The organism is Streptomyces sp. RKAG337 (assembly GCF_023701715.1).
In the GTDB taxonomy this organism is placed as follows: domain Bacteria; phylum Actinomycetota; class Actinomycetes; order Streptomycetales; family Streptomycetaceae; genus Actinacidiphila.
The window spans coordinates 3,868,806-3,889,629 of record NZ_JAJOZA010000001.1 but is presented as its reverse complement, the minus strand read 5'-3'; the positions used below and the strand labels follow the sequence as shown (position 1 = coordinate 3,889,629).

The following is a 20,824-nucleotide window of genomic DNA, read 5'->3' as shown; positions in this document are numbered from 1 at the left end:
CCCAGGGCCAGGGCGATGACCCACCGCGCCGCGTTCCGCTGCCGGTTGGCTGACAGCAGCCAAGCGGCCCGCTACACCCACTTCTCTGAACCCCGCACACCTTCGAGCCACGACGCTGCGGAAGGCCAGACCGGCTTCTCCGTCCACCCGATCGAGATCTGGCGCGCCTACATGCAGGAACCGCCAAACACTCGATAGCCGTCCATCGCACGGCGTGTGACCCACGCACGCGAACCTCCAGGACAACGCCCCACCCCGGAGCCCTGATCAGCTCCTTGGCGCACGCTCCTGCGGGAATGGGTCAGCGGAGTTGTCGAAAGCCGGCGTTGGTGAAGACGAGGGGTGGCGCCGTCTGCGTGTCTCCGCAGGACAGATCGGGGCCGATCGCCGGGCAGTGGTCCGCGACAGTCTCGCCAGGCCACGGTCCAGGTCCAGCGCGTCCTGGCCGCCATTGTCGTCGGGGCTGCCCGGTGGAAGGGCGGTCGGGGTGTGTTCTGGGGCGAGTTTCCCACCTTTTCTGCCATGCGGTATTTCTTCGCATGTCTCGTGGAGAGCTTTTCGGCTGTCAACTCGGCTTGTGGTCAGGGGTATTGGGAGAGAGGTCTAAACCTTTTTAGGGAGCGGTGAATAGCGAAGTGACATCAGAGCGTGGCGCCTGGCGACGCTATGTTTCCCTCTGCCGCCATTCGGGCGGTATCCCTTTCACCTCGACCTGAGGCCCGTCCATTTAGCGCGGGCCAAGGAGATTTCATGCACAAGAGCCTGCGTTACATATCGGCGACTGCAGTCGCGGCTGTCGCGATCGGAGTGGCCGGTCCCACGGCGTCGGCGGCACAGGCGCACCTCCCCGCACCGGCTGCGGTCGCCGAGGCGGCTTCGACCGACTCGCAGACCGTGCCGCTGACGGCCGACGAGGTCGCCGAGATCCAGCGGATCGCCGCGCAGATCCAGGCCGAGACCGCCGCGGCCGGCGACGAGGACACTCCGCGGATGCTGAGCGGCAAGTCCGAAGCGGGCAAGAAGATGATCGCCCTGCTGAAGAAGTCCCCGGGCCTCTTCAAGGCGGCCGTCAAAGCAGCGAAGAGCGGCCACAAGGCGTTCAAGGACTGGATGGACAAGCAGAACGCGGCGGTCCGCGCCGCCTGGTGGCTCCTCAGCGGCGGTGTACAGAGCTGGGTCATCGACGAGCTCGCCAAGCTGGTCAGCTGAACCCGGCCCGTTGGTTTGCCCGACCGGGCGGACCGGCCCTGTACGACGGAAGGACCTCGATGCCGCTTTCCCCCGCTCAGCGCAAAAGCACTCCTGAAGACGCCGTCGCCGTGTTCGGCGCACTCCTGGTGCTTCCCGCAGGAGTTCTGCGGATCGCGTCCCGGCCGGTCCACGCCGACTACCTGATGTGGGCCTGGGGACTCCAGGGCGCGGCCCTGGCTTTCATCGTGCTGGGGATTCTCATCGGGGCCGTGAAGAAGCGGAAACCCTCTCCGGGAATCTGGGGCGTCCTCGCCGTGTGGATCCTGGCCGCCGGTCACGGGCTCAGCTATGTGTGACGGAAGACCCGCCGACAACCCGTGACCCGCCCGGCCCGGGCGCCACCGTGGGTGGTGCCCGGGCCGGGTCCGGTCGTGGGGAGGGGGTGGCGGGGTCAGGCGCCGGGGCTCAACTGCACCCACTGCGCGGTGCTCGGCACGCCCTTGTCGTCGAGGAGGAAGACCATGTAGAAGCCGGGCGGCGCGTCCTTGGCGGACTGCGGGGTGCGCAGGACGAGGTTGTTGCCGCTACGGCTGGCGATGGGCAGCTCCAGGCGGCGCTGGCTGGTGTCCACCGAGTGGGTGGAGGTGATGGGCGCCACCAGGACGGCCTTGCTGACCCGGCCCGGGGTGGTGGTGGCGACCTGGAAGGTGGACGCGTAGCGCTGCGCGGCCCGCGGGACGCCGGACAGCTGCGGCCGGGGCCCTGGTGCAGGTAGGAAGGTTCGTAGATCTCGATGGTGCCGTTCATCCCGGACTTGATGTCGGGGTTGTTGGCGATCTGCTGGAGCTCGTCACCGGTGAGCATGATGCGGCCGTCGGGCAGCAGGACGGCGTTGGAGTGGTATCCGCGCGGCAGCCGCTGGACCGGTCCGAGCCGCCACGCGCCCTTGCCGTCCCGCAGTTCGGTCTGGCGGTACTTCAGGTCGGCGTTGGGGTTGTAGGGGCCGTTGCCGTAGTCGCGGATGTCGTAGGCGCCGTTGACGGTGAACAGCTTGCCGTCGGGCAGGATCAGGGTGTCGTCCTGGGTGCGGCCGAAGGCGCGGGGGGTGTCCTTGGTCCAGCGGCCGCCGGAGAACTTGTAGGTGTTGGGGTCGTTGCGGTTGCCGCCGAGGATCAGAACGGAGTCCGGGCCGCTGGCGCCGTTGGGCAGGGCCACGGCGGAGCCGTAGTTGCGCATGCCGCCGTCGGGACGGTCGGGCAGCTTGCGGCGGGTCTCGGTCTGCGGGTCGAAGGCGAACTGCTCGTCGAAGTTGCGGCCGAAGCCGTAGATCAGGCCGTCCTTCAGGGAGAACAGATGGGGATAGTCCATCATGTACGGGGCGTTCGTCTTCCACTGGTCGAGCGCCTGGCCCTTGGGCGCATCGGCCGGGTTGTACGAGACGGGGGTGCCCTTGGCCGGGAAGCGCTCGATCTCCATCGAGAGATCACCCCAGCCGATCTCCGACTGGCCGGACGTGATGAACTGCCGCCCGTCGGCGCCGGTGACCACACTCGGGTACCAGCGGCCGACCGCCATGTCCTGCTGCTGGTGCCAGGTCTCGGTCCACGGGTCGAAGACGAGCGCGAGCTTGGCTCCGGTGCCGCCGTTACCGCCCAGGTTGCCGCCGAAGACGGCGACCATGCCGTTGGGCAGATAGGCGTGTCCGGAGCAGAAGACCGGCGCGGGCCGCGGCTCGTCCTTGCCGTCGGGCATGTTCACCACGGGCGGCGGCACGGCCTTGAAGGCGTCGCTCCCCTCGCCCTTGGCGGGGTCCCACACGTAGGCCCGTCCGGCGTTCTCCTTGCCGATGATCTGGGTGGGCGCGGGCTCCTTGGTCGGGTTCTCCTCGATGGACTCGAAGGAGAAGACCAGGATCTTCCCGGTGGGCAGCAGCGCCACGTGGTCGCCGAAGTCGGGGCTGGAGAAGTAGTCGGTGAACTTCCCGAACCGGGCGGGGTCGAACGTGGCGTTGAGGCTGCGCTGCGACTCGGTGAGCTTGTTGAAGCGCAGGGTACGGGTGGTCTGCGGATAGTCCGAGTCGAGGGCGCGCAGACCGATACGGTCACGAGCCAACTGCTCCGCGGCGGCCCGGCCGAGCGTCTTGGCCTCGGCGGGCCGCACCTCCTTGCGTACTTGGGCTTCGGTGATGCGCACGCCTCCGCCCGGGCGGACATCGGAGGCGTGCGCCGTGGACGGCGCCGAGCGGACGGACAGAACGGTCGCGCCGGCGGGCGCGGTGACGGACAGGGCGATCGCGGCACAGCCGAGCGCGAGCGCCCACCTTCCTCTGCGGTGCATGAGGCTCCTCATGGGGACATGGCGGTCGCCCGCCCGAGCAGCACGGGACGACCACACAGAGTGACTGAACGTGGGCAGTAGATCACACACCGTAGCGACGTCCGGGCAGACGCTCGCCGGAACGATTCGCCCTCCGCCAATGGAGTGTCACTGTGCGTGTCCGGGAAGAAGCGGGTCCCCGCGCTGCTGCAATGGCCCCGACCCCGACCTCATCGCTGTGAGGAGTACTCCTGCCATGGACACGAGCACGCGCACGTCAACTCGTACCGGAACTCGTATCGCCGTCACGGCTGTTGCAGGTGTCGCGGCCCTGCTCGGCCCCGCCGCCACGCAGGCCACCGCCCTGCCCCTGGAACCGCCTCAGACCCTCCACGTCGCCGGCCAGGTCATCCCCGGTGGGGCCGACGGCCGCCCCCACGAACTGTTCTGCCCCGCACCCCAGAGCGCCTTCAGCGGCGGCTTCGCCATCTCCGCGAGCGAGGGCTCCAGCCTGGCGCCGGAACCGACCGACGTCCTCCAGAGCCGCCCCAACGACGACGCCACCGGCTGGATCGTGACCGTACGCAAGCAGCAGATCCGTCCGGGGGCGGACCCCCGGCACCCGCACACGGGACCCGCCGATCTGGTCATCCACCTCGCGTGCACGGAGGGCATGCCCACCCACGGCATGTGACGCCCCGCCCAGTTGGGCAGACGAAGGCCCCGACCGGATTCCGGTCGAGGCCTTCGGCGTTCCGTGGTTGCGGTTGTCGCCCTGGTTTCGGCGTCGGGTGTGGCGTGGGGTGTCAGTAGCGCAAGGCGCTGAGGACTTCGGTGGTGACCGTGCCGGTCAGGGTCCGGTTGCTCCGGGCGGTGGCGTCGGCGGTGGCGCCCGCGGCGACCTCGGGAACATTGAGGGCGCTCACGTCGACCACGGTGCCCGACTGGTTCTTGAAGTTGACCAGGACGGTATAGCGCCGCGGCTTCGAGTCGTGGTTGGTGACCTTCACCGGGACGTCCGTCCGGCCGTCGGATCCGGTCGCCACGGGGCCGAGCGTGACGTCTGCCTTCGCGTCCAGTCCGCCCTTGACGTTCTGCAGCGCGGACGACGCGGCCGCTTGGGCGGAGGCGGCCGCGGAGGCCGCCGCGCTGCTGGCGGCGGAGGCGGCGGACGACGCCCCCGACCTGACGGCGGAGGCCGCCGAGGACGCCGGGGCGGCGGCAGGGCTGTCCGACGAGCAAGCGGTCAGTCCGGCCCAACCGAGCATGACGGCCAGCGCGGCAGAGGCGCATCGGGTGACCTGACGTTTCATGGCTGCTCCCGGCTCGACGGCATTTTCCCGTCCAGCGTCGGCCAGCCCGGCCCTCCGTACGGGCAGGGCACGCGCGGCACCCGGGTGACGTCGAGGGCCGGCGGACCGGTGCTGCGACCCCGCGCCGGCTCCGAGCCCGTGGTCGCGTCGGCCGCAGTTTCCGGGAACCCGGGGATCCGGAGAACCGTTCCTCGGGACGAAGGCCGTGTTCGGTCGGGGGCGGCGGGGGTCGGTCAAGATCTCTTGAAGGCCGTTTCGCTGATTCCCGCGGTGTCATACGCTGCCGCCGGAACGACGACGTAGTGCGCGCGGTGAGCCGAGAGGTCGGTGGCACGGGAGCCGATGAGAGACCGAGAAGACGTCGGCCCGCCCAGGAGCGGTCGGGCGCGGACGGCGAAGACGCGGGCCGGGGGCGCCTGGGACTCGGCGCTGTCGGCCGAGGAGTTCGCGGCGATCAAGGGCGTCGGGTTCGAGCCGGTCGGGCAGGTGCTCGGCACGGCCGTCTTCAACATCGGGTACGACGGCGGGTGGGGCTGCCCGGGCGCGTGGGGCAGCGGCGGTACGCGGGTGTCGTCCTCCGCGTGGGCGCCGTTCTCGCCGCTGGTGAAGGCGATGTACGCGGCGCGCAGGCTGGCGCTCTCCCGCGCGGTGGCCGAGTGCGGTGCGCTGGGCGGCGACGGGGTCGTCGGGGTGACGCTGCGGGTCGGCGCGTTCCCCGCGGGCGGGCTGGAGTTCACCGCGCTGGGCACCGCGGTGCGGGCCCGCTCGCGCAGCCGGCCGCGCCGGCCGTTCACGTCGCACCTGAGCGGCCAGGACTTCGCCAAGCTCCTGCACGCCGGATGGGTGCCCACCGGACTGGCCTTCGGCATCTCCATCGCGTCCCGGCACGACGACTGGCGCACCTCCCGCCGGGTCCGCTGGACCGCCGGGAACGAGGAGGTCGACGGCTACACCCAGCTGATCAACCACGCCCGCCAGGACGCCCGGACGCAGCTGGCCCGCGAGGTGGTGTCGCACGGCGGCGACGGGGTGGTGGTCGACGGGATGGAACTGCGGGTGCGGGAGAGCGAGTGCTTCACGTACGGGAACACACAGGATCACATCGCGGAGGCGGTCTTCGTCGGCACCTCCATCGCCAGGTTCGGGCGCGCGAAGCAGCCCGCCGGACCCAGGCCACTGACCATCATGAGACTGGAGCGGGAGCGCTGAGATGACTGAGTTGCCCAGACAGGACACGGCCGGGGACGCCGCGCGGCTGGCCGCGGCGGGTGTGCCGGAGGACGCCATGCGGCGGCTCGCACAGCTCCAGCCGGGGCAGAAGGGCTCGATCTTCACGTCGGACCTGACGGTGAACGAGTTCCTGCTGGTGCGCGAGGCCGGCTTCCGCCCGCTCGGCCTGGTCCTCGGCTCCTCCGTCTACCACGTCGGCATCCAGCTCGGCCGGTGGTCGAAGAACCAGGAACTGACCAAGCTGTCGCAGGCCATGTACCACGCACGCGAGCTGGCGATGAGCCGCATGGAGGCGGAGGCGAGCGCGTTGGGGGCGGACGGGATCGTGGGGGTGCGGCTGGACATCGAGTTCAAGGAGTTCGGCTCGGACGTCGCCGAGTTCATCGCGATCGGCACGGCGGTGAAGGCGGACGGCGCGGACCCGGGGCCCGGCGGGACCTGGCTCAACAACAAGGGCAAGCCGTTCACCTCGGACCTGTCCGGCCAGGATTTCTGGACCCTGATCCGGGCCGGATACGCGCCGCTGGACATGGTCATGGGGTCGTGCGTCTACCACGTGGCGCACCAGCGCTTCGCGCAGGTGCTCAGCAACTCCGGCCGCAACGTCGAGATCGAGCCGTTCACCCAGGCGCTCTACGACGCGCGCGAGCTCGCGATGAGCCGCATGCAGGCGGAGGCCGAGGACCTGGACGCCGAGGGGATCGTGGCGGTCCAGCTGCGGCAGCACTCGCATACCTGGGGAGCGCACACCACCGAGTTCTTCGCGATCGGGACAGCGGTGCGGCCGCTGCGCGACGACCACGTCATCGACCGGCCGACCATGGTGCTGAGCCTCGATGCCTGAGAATCCAGAGAACCCTGAGAATCCCGAGGTGCCTGAGACACCTGAGGTGCCTGAGCGGGAAGTGGAGTTGCTGGCCGCGGCGCTGCGCCGGGACAGCGCGGACCTGAACCTCTACGCCGAAGTGCTGTCGGTGAACCTGGTGGACTCGCTGCCGCCCGGCGCGGTGCAGGTCAAGCGCAAGCGCTCCGTCGCGGACCGGATGGCCGGGCGCGACGGGTCGGTCACCGGACTGGACGTCACCCTCGGGGAGCGCCGGCTCGCGCTGCGGGTGGACCGGGCCGTGGTGGTCGGGGAGATCTGCAAGGAGGTCCGCGGCATCGTGCTCTCGCGGCGCCAGGTGGGCCTGGACGAGTGGATCGACGCCCTGGCCCAGGCGCTGGCCGCCGCCGCGGCCTCGAACGCCCGTGCCCGCGAGGCCGTCGAGCGCTTCCTGGCCTGACCGGCCTGAACGGCCTCAGGCCTTACGGCCTCACGGCCTCACGGCCTCACGGCCTCACGTCGTGGCTTCGGCCTTCCTCAGGTGCTCCACACCGGCTTCATCGGTGCCGTCGGAGCTTCCGCCGAGTCGGTGGACCAGTACCCAGCGGCCTGTCTCGGGGAAGGCTCCGGCGAAGACGGAGGCATCGCGGGTCGCGCCGTTGTGCCATTTCAGCGGGCCGGCCGACTGCCATGACAGTGCGGGAGGACCCAGCGTCCGGTCCAGGAGCAGGCCGGTGAGCAGGTCGGCCGTGGCGCGCGGGGTGGCCCACATTCCTCCCGCGGGCAGGATCGCTCCGGTCATCGTCCACGGCGCCCGTTCCCGGCCGAACCACCCGGTGGCGCACAGGCGCCGGTCGGCGGGGGGCCGGGCCGTCACCTCGTGGACGCCGAGCGGGTCGAGCACGTGCTCCCGTACGAGCTCCTCGTAGGGCCGGCCGGCGGCGGCGACCAGTGCCGCACCGAGTACGGCGTAACCGAAGTTGGAGTACTCCTCCGCCTGCCCGGCGGGCCTGACGGTGAGCGAGTCGAGACGGCTCAGGAGCGCCGACAGCACGTCCTGGTCGAAGGGCGCGTACGGGTCTCCGCGCGACAGGCCGGGCGGCAGCCGGGGCAGACCCGAGGTGTGCTCGGCCAGCTGCCGCAGGGTGATTCCGGTGCCCGCAGGCACCCGGTTGAGCCGGCGCTCCACGGGATCGTCCAGGTCGAGCAGGCCGGCGGCGGTCATCCGCGCGAGCACGGTGCCGGTCAGGACCTTGGTGAACGAACCGATCTCCACGAACCGGTCCGGGTCGTGCCCGCCCTCGGCGAAGGGCGGAGCGCTGCTGCTCAACACGCAGGTGGGTATGGGGCGCACAGTGATGGAAGTCCGTTTCATGAACGCTGCGGGAGCGATCGCACTCGTGCTGTCCTACTCGCGCTGTCCGACTCGCGCTGTCGTACTCGCGCTGTCGTACTCGCGCTGTCGTGCTTTCGCTGTTCGTGCGGGTCGCGTGGCCGAGGCCTGAATGAGGCCTTGTCAGGCTGTCCTCAAGGGAGCATAGATTGGCTCCAGTTGATCGTCAGGGGGGCGAGCCGTGGCAGGGCGGGATCTTCGAACGCTGTTCACCTCGAACGACCGGAGCATCTCCGCGAATGAGGCGTTCACCAACCGGCAGGCGCAGTGGCAGGCGGTGACGACCTGCCTCGCGGAGCACCTACGGCAGGTGAGCGGCACGGGCTTCGACGTGGAGGACCTGGAGAGTCCCCGCCGCAACGTCCTCGTCTTCCACGGTGTGGGCGGCATCGGGAAGTCCACGCTCTCCCGCAAGATCGAAGCATCGCTCACCCACAGCGAGCACCGCCCCGCGCAGTGGGACTCACCGTTCCACTCCGAGGAGCGGACGCTGCCCGTCCGTATCGACCTCGCGCGCTCCGCGGGCACGGACTTCGAGCGCATCATCCTCACCATCCGCCTCGCCGTCGCCGCGCTCGGCCGGCCGATGCCCGCCTTCGACCTGGCCCTGCGCCGCTACTGGGAGCACAACCACCCGGGCGAGCCGATCGAGGACTATCTGCGCCGGGGCGGGCTGCTCAGCCGCTTCAGTGCCGCTGCCGCGCTGCCTCAACAGATGCAGTCGGCCCTGGGCGACGTCGCCCAGGCCCTGCTCCTGCCCGGCACCGTGGGCGGGGCGCTCGGCCACGGGGTCGGGGCACTGGTCGGGGCGTTGCGTGAGCGGCGTCAGTCCGTGCGCGCCCTCGCCGGCTGTGCCCGGCTGGCCGACCTGCTGGAGGCGGAGCCCGACCTGGATGCCCTCAGCTTCTACCCGCACCTCCTCGCCTGGGACCTCGCCCAGCTCCCGGCGGACAGGAGCGCGGTGCCCGTGATCCTGCTGGACACCTTCGAGGACACCGGCGACCGCACCCACCGTGACTTCGAGCTCCTGCTCCAGCGCATCGTGTGGCTGATGCCCAACGCGTTCTTCGTCGTCACCGGACGCAACCGCCTCCAGTGGGCGGAAACGGCCGTGGAAGGGCAACTCGACTGGGCCGGTCCGAACGCCTGGCCCGGCCTCGTCCCCGGCGACGCCGCGTATCCCCGGTCGGACGCGTCCGGCCGGCAGATCCTGATCGGCGACTTCTCCCGCGAGGACTGCGAGGACTACCTCGCCCGCAGGCTCAGCCGGGACGGGCGGCCGCTGATCGACGAACCGGTCCGCCGGATCATCGCCGAGCGCTCCCACGGGCTGCCCCTGCACCTGGATCTGTCGGTCATGCGCTACCTGGAAATCCGGCGCGGCGGCCGGCAGCCGCACGTCGCGGACTTCGACCACGACTTCCCCGCCCTGATCGCCCGCACGCTCAGCGATCTGACCGCCGAGGAGCGTCAGGTACTGCGGTCGGTGAGCCTGCTCAGCGCCTTCTCCGTGGCCCTGGCCACCGAGGTCGCCGGCATGGACCACGACGCGCCCGCCCTGCGGCTGACCGAGCGGCCCTTCATCCGGGAATCCGCCTCCGGCGTATGGCCCTTCCATGTCCATGACCTCATCCGCTCCGCCATTCGCAACGCGGACGACGGCAGTGACGACCGCTGGTCGGAGCAGGACTGGCGGCGCGCGGCCCGGCGCGCCTTCCGCGCCCTGGGAGCGCAGTGGCGCCAGGATCCGCGACGCGACCGCGCCGTCCTGGTCGGCTGCCTCCAGCAGGGGTTGCTCCTCGCACGGGACTTCGACCTCGAACTGGACTGGCTCGCCGATGCCTCGTTCCAGTACGTGGCGGATTCCCTGTGGGAACCGCTCGCCTTCCCTGCCGCGGGTGAAACCTCGTCGAGCGGCCGGCAGAGTGCCGCGGACGCCCTGGTGGAAACGCTCAGTACCATCACCCGCCGCCATCTTGAGCACCGGGAGCGTACGGCCGACCGGCTCACCGCTGTCCTGGCGTCGGGACGGCTCCCCGATGACCTGGTCGAACTGGCCACGTACTACCTGGCGAAGGCCCAGCGAGACATCGGCCTGACCGACGAGTCACGCCGAGGCATGCAGCGCGTCGCCTCCGCCGGAGGCCGGCTGGTCCTGGCCGCCGGACGCGGCCTGGCACATCTCAGCCGACTGTCCGGAGACTTCCCCGCAGCCGTGGAAGCGGCCGGGAGGCTGGGCTGGGAGGGGCGGAGCCGGCGCGTGCTGGGGGACGTGTGGTGGGTGCAGGGCGACATGGAACAGGCCGCTGCCGCCTACCTGGCCAACCGCGGCGAAGCGGAAGAGCACGGAGCGGCCGGCGAGACCGCGATGACCCAGGCCCATCTCGCCTTCGCCGTCGCGTTCGCCGACCCCCTCCGGGCCGACGATGAACTCGACCTCGCGACCCGGCTCCTGGCACCTCTCAGCCTTCGCTCCACCGAGATGACCGCTCGCATCGCCGCACTGGTACGCGACGCCGGGTACGCCGCGGACCTGCCGGACCGCGCCGCCGTTCTTCTCGTCGAGATCGATGTCTCCGGTATTTCCTACGCCGCGGCCAAACTCCAGCTGGCCCTGTGCTTCCACCATGCGGTTCTCGACGCCCGGGACGACCTCGCTTCCGGGATCGTCCGCCTGCGCGAACTCACACGGAGCGGCGACTACGCCTACTACGTCGAAATCGCACACTTCATGGCCGGTCTCCCGCTCCCCGCGCACACCGCGCGAGCCCGGTGGATCGACGGAGAGCAGCGAACCCGCGAACGCTGGCGCAGCCTGGTCGCGATACGCCGCACCCGCATCGGCACGGGACGGCCTCCGGCATGACCCGCGACCCGCGACCCCGCAATCCGTGACCCGTGACCTGCGTCGACAGGCAGCGCCATGCGACGAAGGCCCCGGCCGGATGGTGTCCGGCCGGGGCCTTCGTCGTGTGCCGCATCCCTACCGGCCGGATACGCGGCGAACCGGTGACCGGTGAACCGTGAACCGGTTGATCAGCGAATCGGCGAACTGGCAAAGCGGTCAGGCGTGGCTCCTGGCCTCCGCCTCCTGCTGCAGGAGGCCGGCGATCCGGGCCACGTCGTTGCCGATGGCGAGGACTCCGTTGATGTCCGGGGCGGAGGCGCCGGTCATGGCGATGTAGAAGGTGTTCAGCTTTCCGTGGCCCGCGGCGAGGTAGCCGCCGAGGGTCCAGGCGCCGACGGTGGCCCGCTGGTTGACGGCGTCGAAGCCGGCGAAGGTGCCGGGCTTGCCCCATACCTTGCCCTTGCCCGGGCAGGTGGGGGATCCCTCGCAGACGGAGGTCAGTGAGCCGTCCACCCCGAGGATCGGCAGCGCCTCACGGAAGCGCTTCGCCTCCTCGGTCCCCTGCCAGTAGTGCAGGATCTCGTCCTCCACGCGCGGGGTGACCCGGTCGTTGGGGTTGCCGCCGCGGCCGTCGAGCATCTGTACCTGGGTCGGGTCGATGCCGGCCTGGCGCAGGAAGCTGTTGATCACGGCGAAGCCGTCCCCGCATGCGTGGCTGCCCGTCGAGACGGCCATCAGGCAGATCGTGAGGTTCGCCCCGAGGTTGTGGCTGACCTTGAAGATCAGCTTCGTGTACTCGGCGAAGATCGGCGAGACGTACGCGGCGACGCGCTGCGTGCCGGCGTAGGAACGCGGCAGCAGGCCGGACGGGTTCGGTCCTGTCGGGTGTGCGGTGACGGTGACCCCCGCCCTGGCGAGTGCCTCGATCAGCGCGGTGCGCCCGAACGCCGCCGGGTCCTGGACGGCGGAGATCCGCAGCTCCGGCTTCGCGCCGGCCGCGATCGTCCCCGACAGGCTGATGCGGGTGCCGTCCGGTGAGGCGTTGACCACGATGTTCGTCGTGCCGCCCGCCGCGACCGTCTTCACGGTCGACGTCACCTGGTAGGGCGCGACCTGGGGCCGCCAGCTGAGCTGCGCGGGACGGCCGGGGGTCGTCGCGGTGGTCAGCAGGTCGATGACGTTGTCGTTGATGATGAGCGGGGTCGGGAGCGGGTCCAGCTGCGGGGCGGAGGCCGTGGAGAAGATCCGGGAGTCGATGGCGACGTCGCCCTGGACCTTGGTGAGGCCCGACCTGCGCACCTGTTGGGCGATCATGTCCAGGCCCGCGAGCGGGTTCTCGGGAGTGAGCGTGGCGCCCGGAACGTCGTTCGCGTAGGTGTGGTCGATCGGGGTGTAGGCGACGGAGCCGTCCGGCTTCGTCCGGCCGCCCATGGTGAGGTCGCCCTGAGCGACCAGCGCCAGCGAGCCGTTCAGGACGCTGCCGGTCCGGCGGCCGAGAGCCTGCACCGGGGTGGTGAACCGGTGCTCGCCGCCCAGCGCGTGCCAGGCGCTCGACACGCTGACCAGCTTGCCCGTCGAACCGGGGATGAAGAACTGGTCCGGGTACTGCGAGTGGACGACGCGTCCGGTCGAGCCCTCGACCTCGAGCAGGCCCCACTGGGCGTGCTCATAGGCGGGCTTGTCCATGATCGCCCTGATCTCCGGGCTGAGGTCGTCATGGTGCGCGGGTACCGGGCCCGCCGCACCGACCGTCGCGACCGTGGCAATCATCGTGGCCGTCACCGTGGTGACGATGCCGGCCCAGGTACGTCGGCCTCGCGGAATCGATCTCATGAACCCTCCAGTGCAGGGCCGGCGCACCAGCCAATTCTGACGGTTGATCAGTTGAGCAGCACCGGGAGGCATACCGTGCGGAGGTCGGTCGTCGAACGTTGCAGCGCGCTGTTCACCCGCTTGCGCGGTGTTATTACCAGCGTTATCGCCAGTGCGTGCTGGGCGCGGCGACGCCGCGGAGATCCGGACGACAGGCCCTAGGCGTCGAACGCGGTCAGCAGCAGTGCCACGTCGTCCGCGCGGTGCGTCGAAAGGCGGGCGTCGGTCAGCAGCCGGTCGGCGAGTTCCTCCAGCGAGCTCGCGTCGGCGTGGGCGAGCGAGACCCGCAGCCGGTCGATGCCCTCGTCGATCGGGATCCCCGACTCCTCGACCAGGCCGTCGGTGTACAGGGCGAGCACCGATCCCGGCGGCGGCACCAGTTCACTGATCGGGTACTCCGCCTGCGGATCGACGCCGAGCAGGGCGCCGCCCGCGAACTCCAGCACGTCGGTGTGACCGTCGGCGTGCCGCAGCAGCGGGGGGAGGTGGCCGGCGCGTGCGATACGGGCCCGGCCCGCGGTCCGGTCCAGCTGGATCAGACAGCAGCTGGCGAGCAGGCCGGGGTCGAGATCGGCCAGCAGCCGGTTGGTGCGGACCAGCACTTCGTTCGGCTCGCAGCCGCTGGTGGCGAAGGCCCGTACCGCGCTGCGGAGTTGGCCCATGGTGGCGGCGGCGGCCACGCTGTGGCCCTCGACGTCGCCGATGACCAGGCAGAGTCCCTGCGCGGTGACGATCGCGTCGTACCAGTCCCCGCCGATCTCCATGCTCTGCGTGCCCGGCAGATAGCGGGCCGCGATGGCGACACCGGACACCTCGGGCAGCCGGTGCGGCAGCAGCGCGTTCTGCAGGCCGCGGGCGAGGGCGAACTCGGTGTCGTACAGCCGGGCGCGCTCCAGCGCCTGGGCGATCAGACCGCCGAGGGCGGTCAGCACACCGCGTTCCTCGGACGTGAACGGGTGGGGCTCGTCGAAACCCAGGATGCAGCTGCCGACGGGGTGCCCGGAGGCGATCAGCGGGAGGAAGGCCCAGGCGCACATCTCGTCCAGCGGTATGCCGGGGTAGGCGCCGGACAGCTCGTCGACGGACGCGAAGAAGATCGGCGCACCGGTGCTCAGCGTCTCCACCCCGGGCAGCCGGGCCCCCATCGGCGTGCCCTCGAAGCGGTCCAGGAACTCCTCGGGGTAGCCCACCTGGTGGGCGAGGTTCAGCCGGTTCCCGGCGACGACGTAGATCGCCAGCTCCTGGCCGCCGAAGGCCGGCAGAATCTGCTCCGCGACGGCCGTGCACACCTCATGGACCGTGACGGCCTGGGTCAGTGTGCTGGCCAGTTCCAGCAGGCGGTAGATGGCCCCGACGCCGGTGCGGCGCGCTGGGGTCGACGGCCCGAAGGCCGCGGCCGGGGTCTGCTCGGCCTCGGTCGGCTGCGGCGCCGGACCGTCGTGCTCCGGGGGCCCCTTCGCCGGGACGACGGTGCCGGTGACCCCGTGCGCGTCGGGGTAGAAGGCGAAGGCCAGCCACCGGTCGGGCGGGCGGCAGGCGAGGTACGCGGTGGACTGGCGGGAGATCATCGCCGCTCGGTGGCTGTCCTCGTACGCGGGGTCGGAGAGCCAGCTCAGGCAGTCCCACAGCTGCCGTCCGAGCATCTCCTCACGATGGGCGCCCAGCAGCAGCTCGGCGCCGAGGTTCGCGTAGGTGATCCGGCCGTCCGGGTCGAGCGAGAGGATGCCCTGCCGCAGCCGCTCCACGGCCTCGGCGGCGGCCGCTCCCGTACCGGTGTCGAGTACGGTGCCGAACAGATGATCACGGTCCTGACCAGCAGCTGTCTCGGAAGCCCTGGCCCGCACCTCGATGGTCCGCGACCGGTTCGGTCCGGCCGCCACCCGCAGCCGCGTGGCGAGGCCCCGGCCGTCCACCAGCGCCCTGCGGGCGGCGGAACAGAAACCCGGCAGGTCCTCCGGATGGATCCGGGCGGCCAGGGTCTCGGCCCGGCCGTCGAACTGGCCGGCGGCCCAGTCGAAGATCGCACACAGCTCGTCGTCGGCCGTGACGGTGCCGGTGGCGAGGTTCCAGTCGAACAACCCGAGCCGGATCGCCGTGGCCGACGTGGTGGGCAGCTCGATCACCGCCGTGTCGCCCCCGCCCTCCACCCGGTCCCCCCGGGCGGCCAGCTCCGCCAGCAGGGCCCCCAGCCGGTTCGCCGCGGTCCGCAGGTGCCGGCGGGCGCCCGGCGGCAGCCCGACGGCGGAGGGCGTCCACAGCCCGCACAGCACCCCGAAGGTCTCCTGACCGGCGACGATCGGCGCGCAGACGGAGGCGAACGAGTACGGCAGGCCCACCAGCAGCTGGGGGAAACGCCGCAGCGTCTCCTCCGTCCCCGACAGGCACACACTGCGGCCGGTGCGGTAGGCCATCGGAGCGGGCAGCGGACTGCGCACGGAGATACGGCGGAACGATCCCAGCGCCGACACCGGAACGCCGGCGACGGTGCTCAGCACGAGCGAGCGCCGGTCACGGGAGCGCAGATACACCATGCCGCAGTAGGCATCGGTGTCCCTGAGCACCTTCCGCACGGCGGCGGCGAGCAGATCGTCCCGCTCGTCCCGCTCCTGGGCAGGCGCGGGCGGGCGGGCACGGTCGGCGCCGTCCACCGAGGCCTGTGGTGTCGCAGCGCCGTCCGCCGTGGCCTGTGGTGTCGGTGCTGAAGGCGGGGCCTGACGGGACTCCGGCGGATCGGGCCCGCGCCGAAAACGGCGGACACCATCGGGACCGATCCCGGTGCGCGTCGCCTCGGTACTGCCGGTCACTTGCGTCCCTCGCGGGTCCGCCGGCACACCCTGGCGCATCTCTTCTCTGTACGCCCGCCCACCAGGGGTGTCAAGGCGAAACACCCGCGGACGCCGGCGCCGACGGTCACCGGCCGTCACTCCACGTCACCGGCTCGCGCCCGGACCCGGCTTCCGGGGGATGCGTTGTTCGGACCAGATGATCTTTCCGGCGGTGGTGTAGCGGGTGCCCCAGTGTTCGGCCAGTTGGGCGACGAGGAACAGGCCGCGGCCGCCCTCGTCCGTGGTGGCCGCGTAGCGCAGGTGGGGGGAGGTGCTGCTGGTGTCGGTGACCTCGCAGATCAGGCTGCGGTCCAGCAGCAGGCGGACGGTGATGGGTCCCGCGGCGTGGCGGATGGCGTTGGTGATCAGCTCACTGAGGATCAGCTCCGTGGTGAAGGCCAGTTCGTCCAGTCCCCACTGCTCCAGCTGCCGCTCGGCCGCGGCCCGTACGGCGGAGACGGCGGAGGGTTCCGACGGTACGGACCAGCGGGCGATCCGGTCCTCCGGCAGCGCGCGGGCCCGGGCGACGAGCAGGGCGACGTCGTCCTTCGGTTCCGCGGGCAGCAGTGCGTCGAGCACCGCGTCGCAGGTCTGCTCCGGATCGCGGTCGGCGCCCGCCAGGGCGGTGCGGAGGAGGTCGAGCCCGACGTCGATGTCGCGGCTGCGGTCCTCGACCAGGCCGTCCGTGTAGAGGACGAGTTTGCTGCCCTCGGGCAGTTCGTGTTCCACCGCTTCGAAGGGCAGGCCGCCCAGGCCCAGCGGCGGGCCGGCCGGCACGTCGAGGTACTCCACCGTTCCGTCGGGGTGGACGAGCGCGGGCGGGAGGTGGCCGGCGCGGGCCAGCTCGCAGCGCCGCGAGACCGGGTCGTAGATCGCGTACAGGCAGGTCGCGCCGGCGGCGGGGGTTCCGGTGCCCGGCGCCAGGTCGTCCTTGTCCATCCGGCTCACGAGGTCGTCGAGGTGCGCCAGGAGGTCGTCGGGCGGCAGGTCGAGCATCGAGAAGTTGTGCACCGCCGTCCGCAGCCGGCCCAGGGTGGCGGCGGCGTGCATGCCGTGCCCGACGATGTCCCCGACGACCAGCGCGACGCGGGCGCCCGGCAGCGGGATGACGTCGAACCAGTCGCCGCCGACTCCCGCCCGCGCGGGCAGATAGCGGGTGGCGACGTCGAGGGCGTCCTGCTCGGGCAGTCCGTGCGGCAGCAGGCTCTGCTGGAGGGTGACGGCCATGGCCTGGTTGCCGGTGACGGCCGAGTCGATCTGCTCCTGGGTGGTGTACTTCGTGTCGAAGAAGCCGGTGTTGCGGCCGACGCGCAGCACCGCCACCCGGTCCGTGACCGCGCGGACCTCCTCCATCTCATGGCTGACCAGGAGCACGCCGAGCCGCTGGTCCCGCAGCCGCTGGACCAGGGCGAGGACCACGGCGGCCTGTTGGGGGCCCAGCGCGGCGGTGGGCTCGTCCAGGACGACGAGTTGCGGCTCCCCGAGCAGCGCACGCGCGATGGCGACGCCCTGGCGCTGCGCGGCGGAGAGCGAGGCGACCGGGACGCGCAGGCTGGGGATCCGGACGGACAGCACGTTGAGCAGCGCGCGGCACCGCTTCTCCATCTCGACCTCGTCGAGCCTGCCGAACCGGCGGACTTCGCGGCCGAGGAAGAGATTTCCGACGGTGTCGAGGTTGTCGCAGAGCGACAGGTCCTGGTGGACGGCGACGATGCCCAGGTTCTGCGCGTCGAGCGGCGTCCTGAGGTCGACCGGCCGGCCCTTCCACTCGATCACCCCGCCGTCCGGCGGCGACACCCCGGCGATGACCTTGACCAGGGTGGACTTGCCGGCCCCGTTGGCGCCGACCAGGCCGACCGCCTCGCCTTCCCTGATCTCGAGGTCGACCCCGCTCAGGGCTTGCACGGCGCCGAACCGTTTGGAGATTCCGCGCACGGCCAGCAGGGGGGTGTCTCGCGCCAAAGCTGCCTCCTACTCCGGGCCGGCCGGGCTCGGGGACTGAATGTGCCCGGCGGACTCCGTCAGTGCACCGTGACGCCCTCGGGCGTTCGGATTCGCGATCGTAGAGGACATCAGCACGGATCGTCCCCATCTGGATGATCCTGAGGCCGAACAGATAAAAGCCCCGACCGGGAATCCGGCCGGGGCCCTCGATCGGTGCCGGCCGATGCCGCGACCACGGTGACGAGTTGGGGAAGTTGACGATGGATCACCTCGTGGCGATCGACCGCGACGAGGTGGCGCCGGCGGCCCGGGGCGTGTCCCTCAGCCGGCCCAGCGGCCGGAGGTGAAGGCCACCGCGAGGACGGTCATCAGGGGGGCGGACAGGCAGACGTAGGCGGTACGGATCCAGGGGCGGTGGAGGGTCCAGCGGGCGAGTCCGATCCACAGCGGCCACCACAGGAGGGTGGCGCGGGGGATGGACATGTACCAGTACGAGGTGCCGAGCGCCCAGAGGGTGAGAGCGATGTAGACGGCCTCCGGCCACCGCCGCCGTTGCAGGAGGCGGACGAGGAGGAGCAGGCCGACCACCATCGCGACGAGTTCGGCCCGGAACATGAAGGCGTACCCGGTGGTCTGGGTGTGGGAGAAGGCCGAGTCCCAGGTGTTCCGCCAGGCCTCCCACGGGGTGTGGAACTGCCGGTACCAGCCGCGTTCCTGGGCGTGCTTCCAGGCCATCCAGTCACCGGTCCTGGCGTGCAGGTACCAGGTGTAGGCGAGGGCCGGCACCGCGGGAAGGGCCAGCCAGGGGAGGGCGCGCAGGCGCCCGCGGAGGCCGGTGGCGGTCAGGAATTCGACGGCCAGGGCCGCCGCGAGGAACAGTCCGCTGATCCGGACGGTGGTGGCGCAGCAGGCCAGTACCGCCGCCAGCGGCCAGCGGCCCTTCTTCGCGGCCAGCCAGGCGGGCAGGGCGAGGGCCAGGAAGAGGGCCTCGGTGTAGCCGACGGCCAGGAACACCGCGCAGGGCGAGAGCAGCAGGAAGAACACCGCGTGCTCCCCCGGATCGCCCTGACCTGGGACACCTTCCGTGGTGGCGAGGTGGAGGCGGGCTATTCGGGCGAGGGCCAGGACCGCGACGGCCCCGGCGGCGAGCGAGATCAGCAGGCCCGCCACCGTCCAGTCGGGCACGACGGTGTGCACGACGCGGAGCAGCAGGGGCAGGCCGGGGAAGAACGCCTCGCGGTTGTCCGGTGGGGCGGAGCCGGACCCGTCGGGGCCGCCGAAGTAGCCGTACTGGGCGATGCGGACGAAGTACGACCAGTCCCACTGCTCCCACCGCGAGAGCAGCGGCGGTGCCTCCTTGGCGCGGCCGTCCCCGGTGAACAGCCAGCCGGTGCAGTAGGCCGTGATCCAGATGCCGGCCCGGGTCAGCAGATAGAGCGCGAGCACCGTCCGGTCGTTGGCGCTGACCGAGGCGAGCAGCCGGTGGGCGGCCGAACGCGCCGGTCCCGGTCCCGGCGCCGGTGGACGGTGCCCACGTGGACGGTGCTCACGCGGACGGTGCTCACGTGGACGGCGGCTCTCACCCCGTCCGGGGGACGGCAGCAGCCGGTGCGGGCCCACTTCGGCCTCGGCCTCCCGCGTCCGCGGGGCTGGTACGACGGACATGTTCGGCTCCAGACGGTGGGGCGGGAGGGGGCAGGAGGGCGCCTGCGGGCGTTTTCGGGCATGCGGGATCGCCCGGTGGCGCGACCGGTTCGTTCAGGAGGTGGTCCGGGAGGAGGCGGAGATCAGCCGGGCAGCGGTCGGCCGGACAGCGGTCGGCCGGGCCGGGATCAGCCGGGCGGAGAGGTGGTCTGCAGGGTCGAGCGCGTCGTGCCGGCCGGCGGGCCGCCCGGCCCGGAGGTCGCCGTGCCGTGGGAGTCCGTGCCGTGCGTCGTCCCGGTCATGGTCGGCGTGTCGCTGGGCTGGACGGACCTCGACTGCGTCGGACTGGATTGCGGCGGGGTCGGGGATGAACCGTCCGGGTACGAAGCGGAGGGCGATGTCGCGGGGGCGACCGTTCCGCCGCCGAACGGCAGGACGGCCGCCGCCGCGATGCCCGTACCGCCGACCATCAGGCAGGCGGCGAGCGCGTACGCGGCCGTCCGGCGGCGCCGGACCCGGTCGCCGCGCGCCATGATCACGGCGACGGGGGCGTGGGCCGCCGCGGTCCGCCCGGCGGCGGCGGCGTTCTTGAGCGCGCTCGTCAGCGCGTCCTCCGGCGGCTGCGGACGGTGCGGGTCGCGCGGGTCGCGCGAGTTGGCCGGGCCGTGCGAGTTGGCCGGGTCGTGCGGACTGTGCCGGTCGCGGGGGTCGTGGAGCTCAGGCACCGGGAGCCTCCTCGGCGTGCGAATCGTGCGAACGATGCGAAGCGTTCGGAAGGCCGGAACCGCCCGGACCACCGGAACCGCCGGAATCACCGGAACCGCCCGGCTCGGCCGGATCCGTCAGGTGGTCGGCGAGCGCCGCCCGGCCCCGGTGCAGATGCGTCTTGACGGTGCCGCTGGAGACCCCGGTCTCGGCCGCGATCTGGGCCACGGACAGATCGCAGACGTAGTGCAGGACCACCGTGCGCCGCTGCCGCGGCGACAGCTCGCGCAGCGCAGACACCAGCGCCACCGGCTCGGGACCTGGTCCCTCGACGGACTGCGCGCCGCCGTGCCGCTGCCAGGCGTCGTCGGAGCGCCGGCGGCCGCGCCACCGGCTCACCGCGAGCCGCCAGGCGACCGTACGGATCCAGGCCTCAGGAGCCCCGTTGCCGTCCAGCTGCCGCCGCCGGCTCCAGCCGCGGACGAAGGCCTCCTGCACGACGTCCTGCGCCTCGTGCAGGTCGCCGAGCATCACGTAGAGCTGACCCGTGAGGCGTCCCACCGCATGCGCGTAGAACTCCTCGAACTCCTCGACGGTCAACACTCACTCCAGATTCTCCGCGGACTCACCAGGCATACGCCTGGGACCCCGCGTCCGGTTGACAGTGCACGCCGAAAAGTTTTTCCGGGGGCGCCGGCGCCCGTCCGACGGGAGTGCCGA

15 protein-coding genes and 1 pseudogene are annotated in these 20,824 nt (G+C 71.5%); 7 read left to right on the top strand and 9 right to left on the bottom strand.

What is annotated here, in order from left to right; all coding sequences use genetic code 11:
- The first annotated feature begins 750 nt into the window (after window positions 1–750).
- Window positions 751–1,209, top strand: coding sequence for a hypothetical protein (locus LNW73_RS17285; RefSeq protein WP_250990536.1), 459 nt, complete (start codon window positions 751–753; stop codon window positions 1,207–1,209).
- A 59-nt stretch (window positions 1,210–1,268) separates the two neighbouring features.
- Window positions 1,269–1,547, top strand: a complete 279-nt coding sequence (locus LNW73_RS17280; RefSeq protein ID WP_250990535.1) for a hypothetical protein — start codon at window positions 1,269–1,271, stop codon at window positions 1,545–1,547.
- Between the two features lie 95 nt (window positions 1,548–1,642).
- On the opposite strand, the gene LNW73_RS17275 is transcribed toward LNW73_RS17280, so the two are convergent.
- Window positions 1,643–1,939 carry a galactose oxidase early set domain-containing protein gene (locus LNW73_RS17275; protein WP_250992943.1) on the bottom strand — a complete coding sequence of 99 codons (297 nt, stop codon included), beginning with the start codon at window positions 1,937–1,939 and terminating at the stop codon, window positions 1,643–1,645.
- A 1,824-nt stretch (window positions 1,940–3,763) separates the two neighbouring features.
- On the opposite strand from LNW73_RS17275, the gene LNW73_RS17270 reads away from it, so the two are divergent.
- Complete coding sequence (locus LNW73_RS17270; protein WP_250990534.1) at window positions 3,764–4,201, top strand: hypothetical protein; 438 nt, start codon at window positions 3,764–3,766, stop codon at window positions 4,199–4,201.
- A 112-nt stretch (window positions 4,202–4,313) separates the two neighbouring features.
- Here LNW73_RS17270 and LNW73_RS17265 read toward each other — a convergent pair whose 3' ends face one another.
- Entirely contained in the window at window positions 4,314–4,820 is a 507-nt protein-coding gene (locus tag LNW73_RS17265; RefSeq protein WP_250990533.1) for a hypothetical protein, read from the bottom strand.
- A 342-nt stretch (window positions 4,821–5,162) separates the two neighbouring features.
- Here LNW73_RS17265 and LNW73_RS17260 point away from each other — a divergent pair, with 342 nt between their 5' ends.
- From LNW73_RS17260 to LNW73_RS17250, 3 genes are read left to right on the top strand one after another with little or no spacing between them, the layout of a single operon-like run.
- A complete protein-coding gene (locus LNW73_RS17260) occupies window positions 5,163–6,029 on the top strand; it encodes a heavy metal-binding domain-containing protein (RefSeq protein ID WP_250990532.1) in 867 nt (288 codons plus the stop codon).
- A gap of 1 nt (window position 6,030) precedes the next feature.
- On the top strand, window positions 6,031–6,894 hold the full coding sequence (locus LNW73_RS17255) for a heavy metal-binding domain-containing protein (RefSeq protein ID WP_250990531.1): 864 nt from the start codon (window positions 6,031–6,033) through the stop codon (window positions 6,892–6,894).
- Window positions 6,895–6,922: 28 nt separating this feature from the next.
- Complete coding sequence (locus LNW73_RS17250) at window positions 6,923–7,333, top strand: hypothetical protein (RefSeq protein WP_250990530.1); 411 nt, start codon at window positions 6,923–6,925, stop codon at window positions 7,331–7,333.
- A 54-nt stretch (window positions 7,334–7,387) separates the two neighbouring features.
- Here the strand turns inward: LNW73_RS17250 and LNW73_RS17245 are convergent, their stop codons facing one another.
- Window positions 7,388–8,206 (bottom strand): serine hydrolase domain-containing protein, encoded by an 819-nt coding sequence (locus LNW73_RS17245; RefSeq protein ID WP_308407678.1) that lies wholly within the window; start codon window positions 8,204–8,206, stop codon window positions 7,388–7,390.
- A 241-nt stretch (window positions 8,207–8,447) separates the two neighbouring features.
- On the opposite strand from LNW73_RS17245, the gene LNW73_RS17240 reads away from it, so the two are divergent.
- Entirely contained in the window at window positions 8,448–11,132 is a 2,685-nt protein-coding gene (locus LNW73_RS17240; RefSeq protein ID WP_250990528.1) for an ATP/GTP-binding protein, read from the top strand.
- Between the two features lie 198 nt (window positions 11,133–11,330).
- Here LNW73_RS17240 and dacB read toward each other — a convergent pair whose 3' ends face one another.
- The 6 genes and pseudogenes from dacB to LNW73_RS17205 form a co-directional block, all read right to left on the bottom strand.
- On the bottom strand, window positions 11,331–12,947 hold the full coding sequence (gene dacB / locus LNW73_RS17235) for a D-alanyl-D-alanine carboxypeptidase/D-alanyl-D-alanine endopeptidase (protein ID WP_250990527.1): 1,617 nt from the start codon (window positions 12,945–12,947) through the stop codon (window positions 11,331–11,333).
- A gap of 197 nt (window positions 12,948–13,144) precedes the next feature.
- Entirely contained in the window at window positions 13,145–15,634 is a 2,490-nt protein-coding gene (locus tag LNW73_RS17230; protein WP_250990526.1) for a SpoIIE family protein phosphatase, read from the bottom strand.
- 282 nt (window positions 15,635–15,916) lie between these two features.
- Window positions 15,917–17,716, bottom strand: coding sequence for a SpoIIE family protein phosphatase (locus tag LNW73_RS36690; RefSeq protein WP_374118270.1), 1,800 nt, complete (start codon window positions 17,714–17,716; stop codon window positions 15,917–15,919).
- Window positions 17,717–18,076: 360 nt separating this feature from the next.
- The gene (locus tag LNW73_RS17215) at window positions 18,077–19,420 is read right to left on the bottom strand and encodes a mannosyltransferase family protein (protein WP_250990525.1); all 1,344 of its coding nucleotides are present in this window, start codon (window positions 19,418–19,420) and stop codon (window positions 18,077–18,079) included.
- A gap of 167 nt (window positions 19,421–19,587) precedes the next feature.
- Window positions 19,588–20,124: a hypothetical protein gene (locus LNW73_RS17210; RefSeq protein ID WP_250990524.1), complete on the bottom strand. Its 537-nt coding sequence runs from the start codon at window positions 20,122–20,124 to the stop codon at window positions 19,588–19,590.
- 109 nt (window positions 20,125–20,233) lie between these two features.
- A pseudogene (locus LNW73_RS17205) lies at window positions 20,234–20,704 on the bottom strand (SigE family RNA polymerase sigma factor); the annotation flags it as partial.
- Window positions 20,705–20,824: the final 120 nt, after the last annotated feature.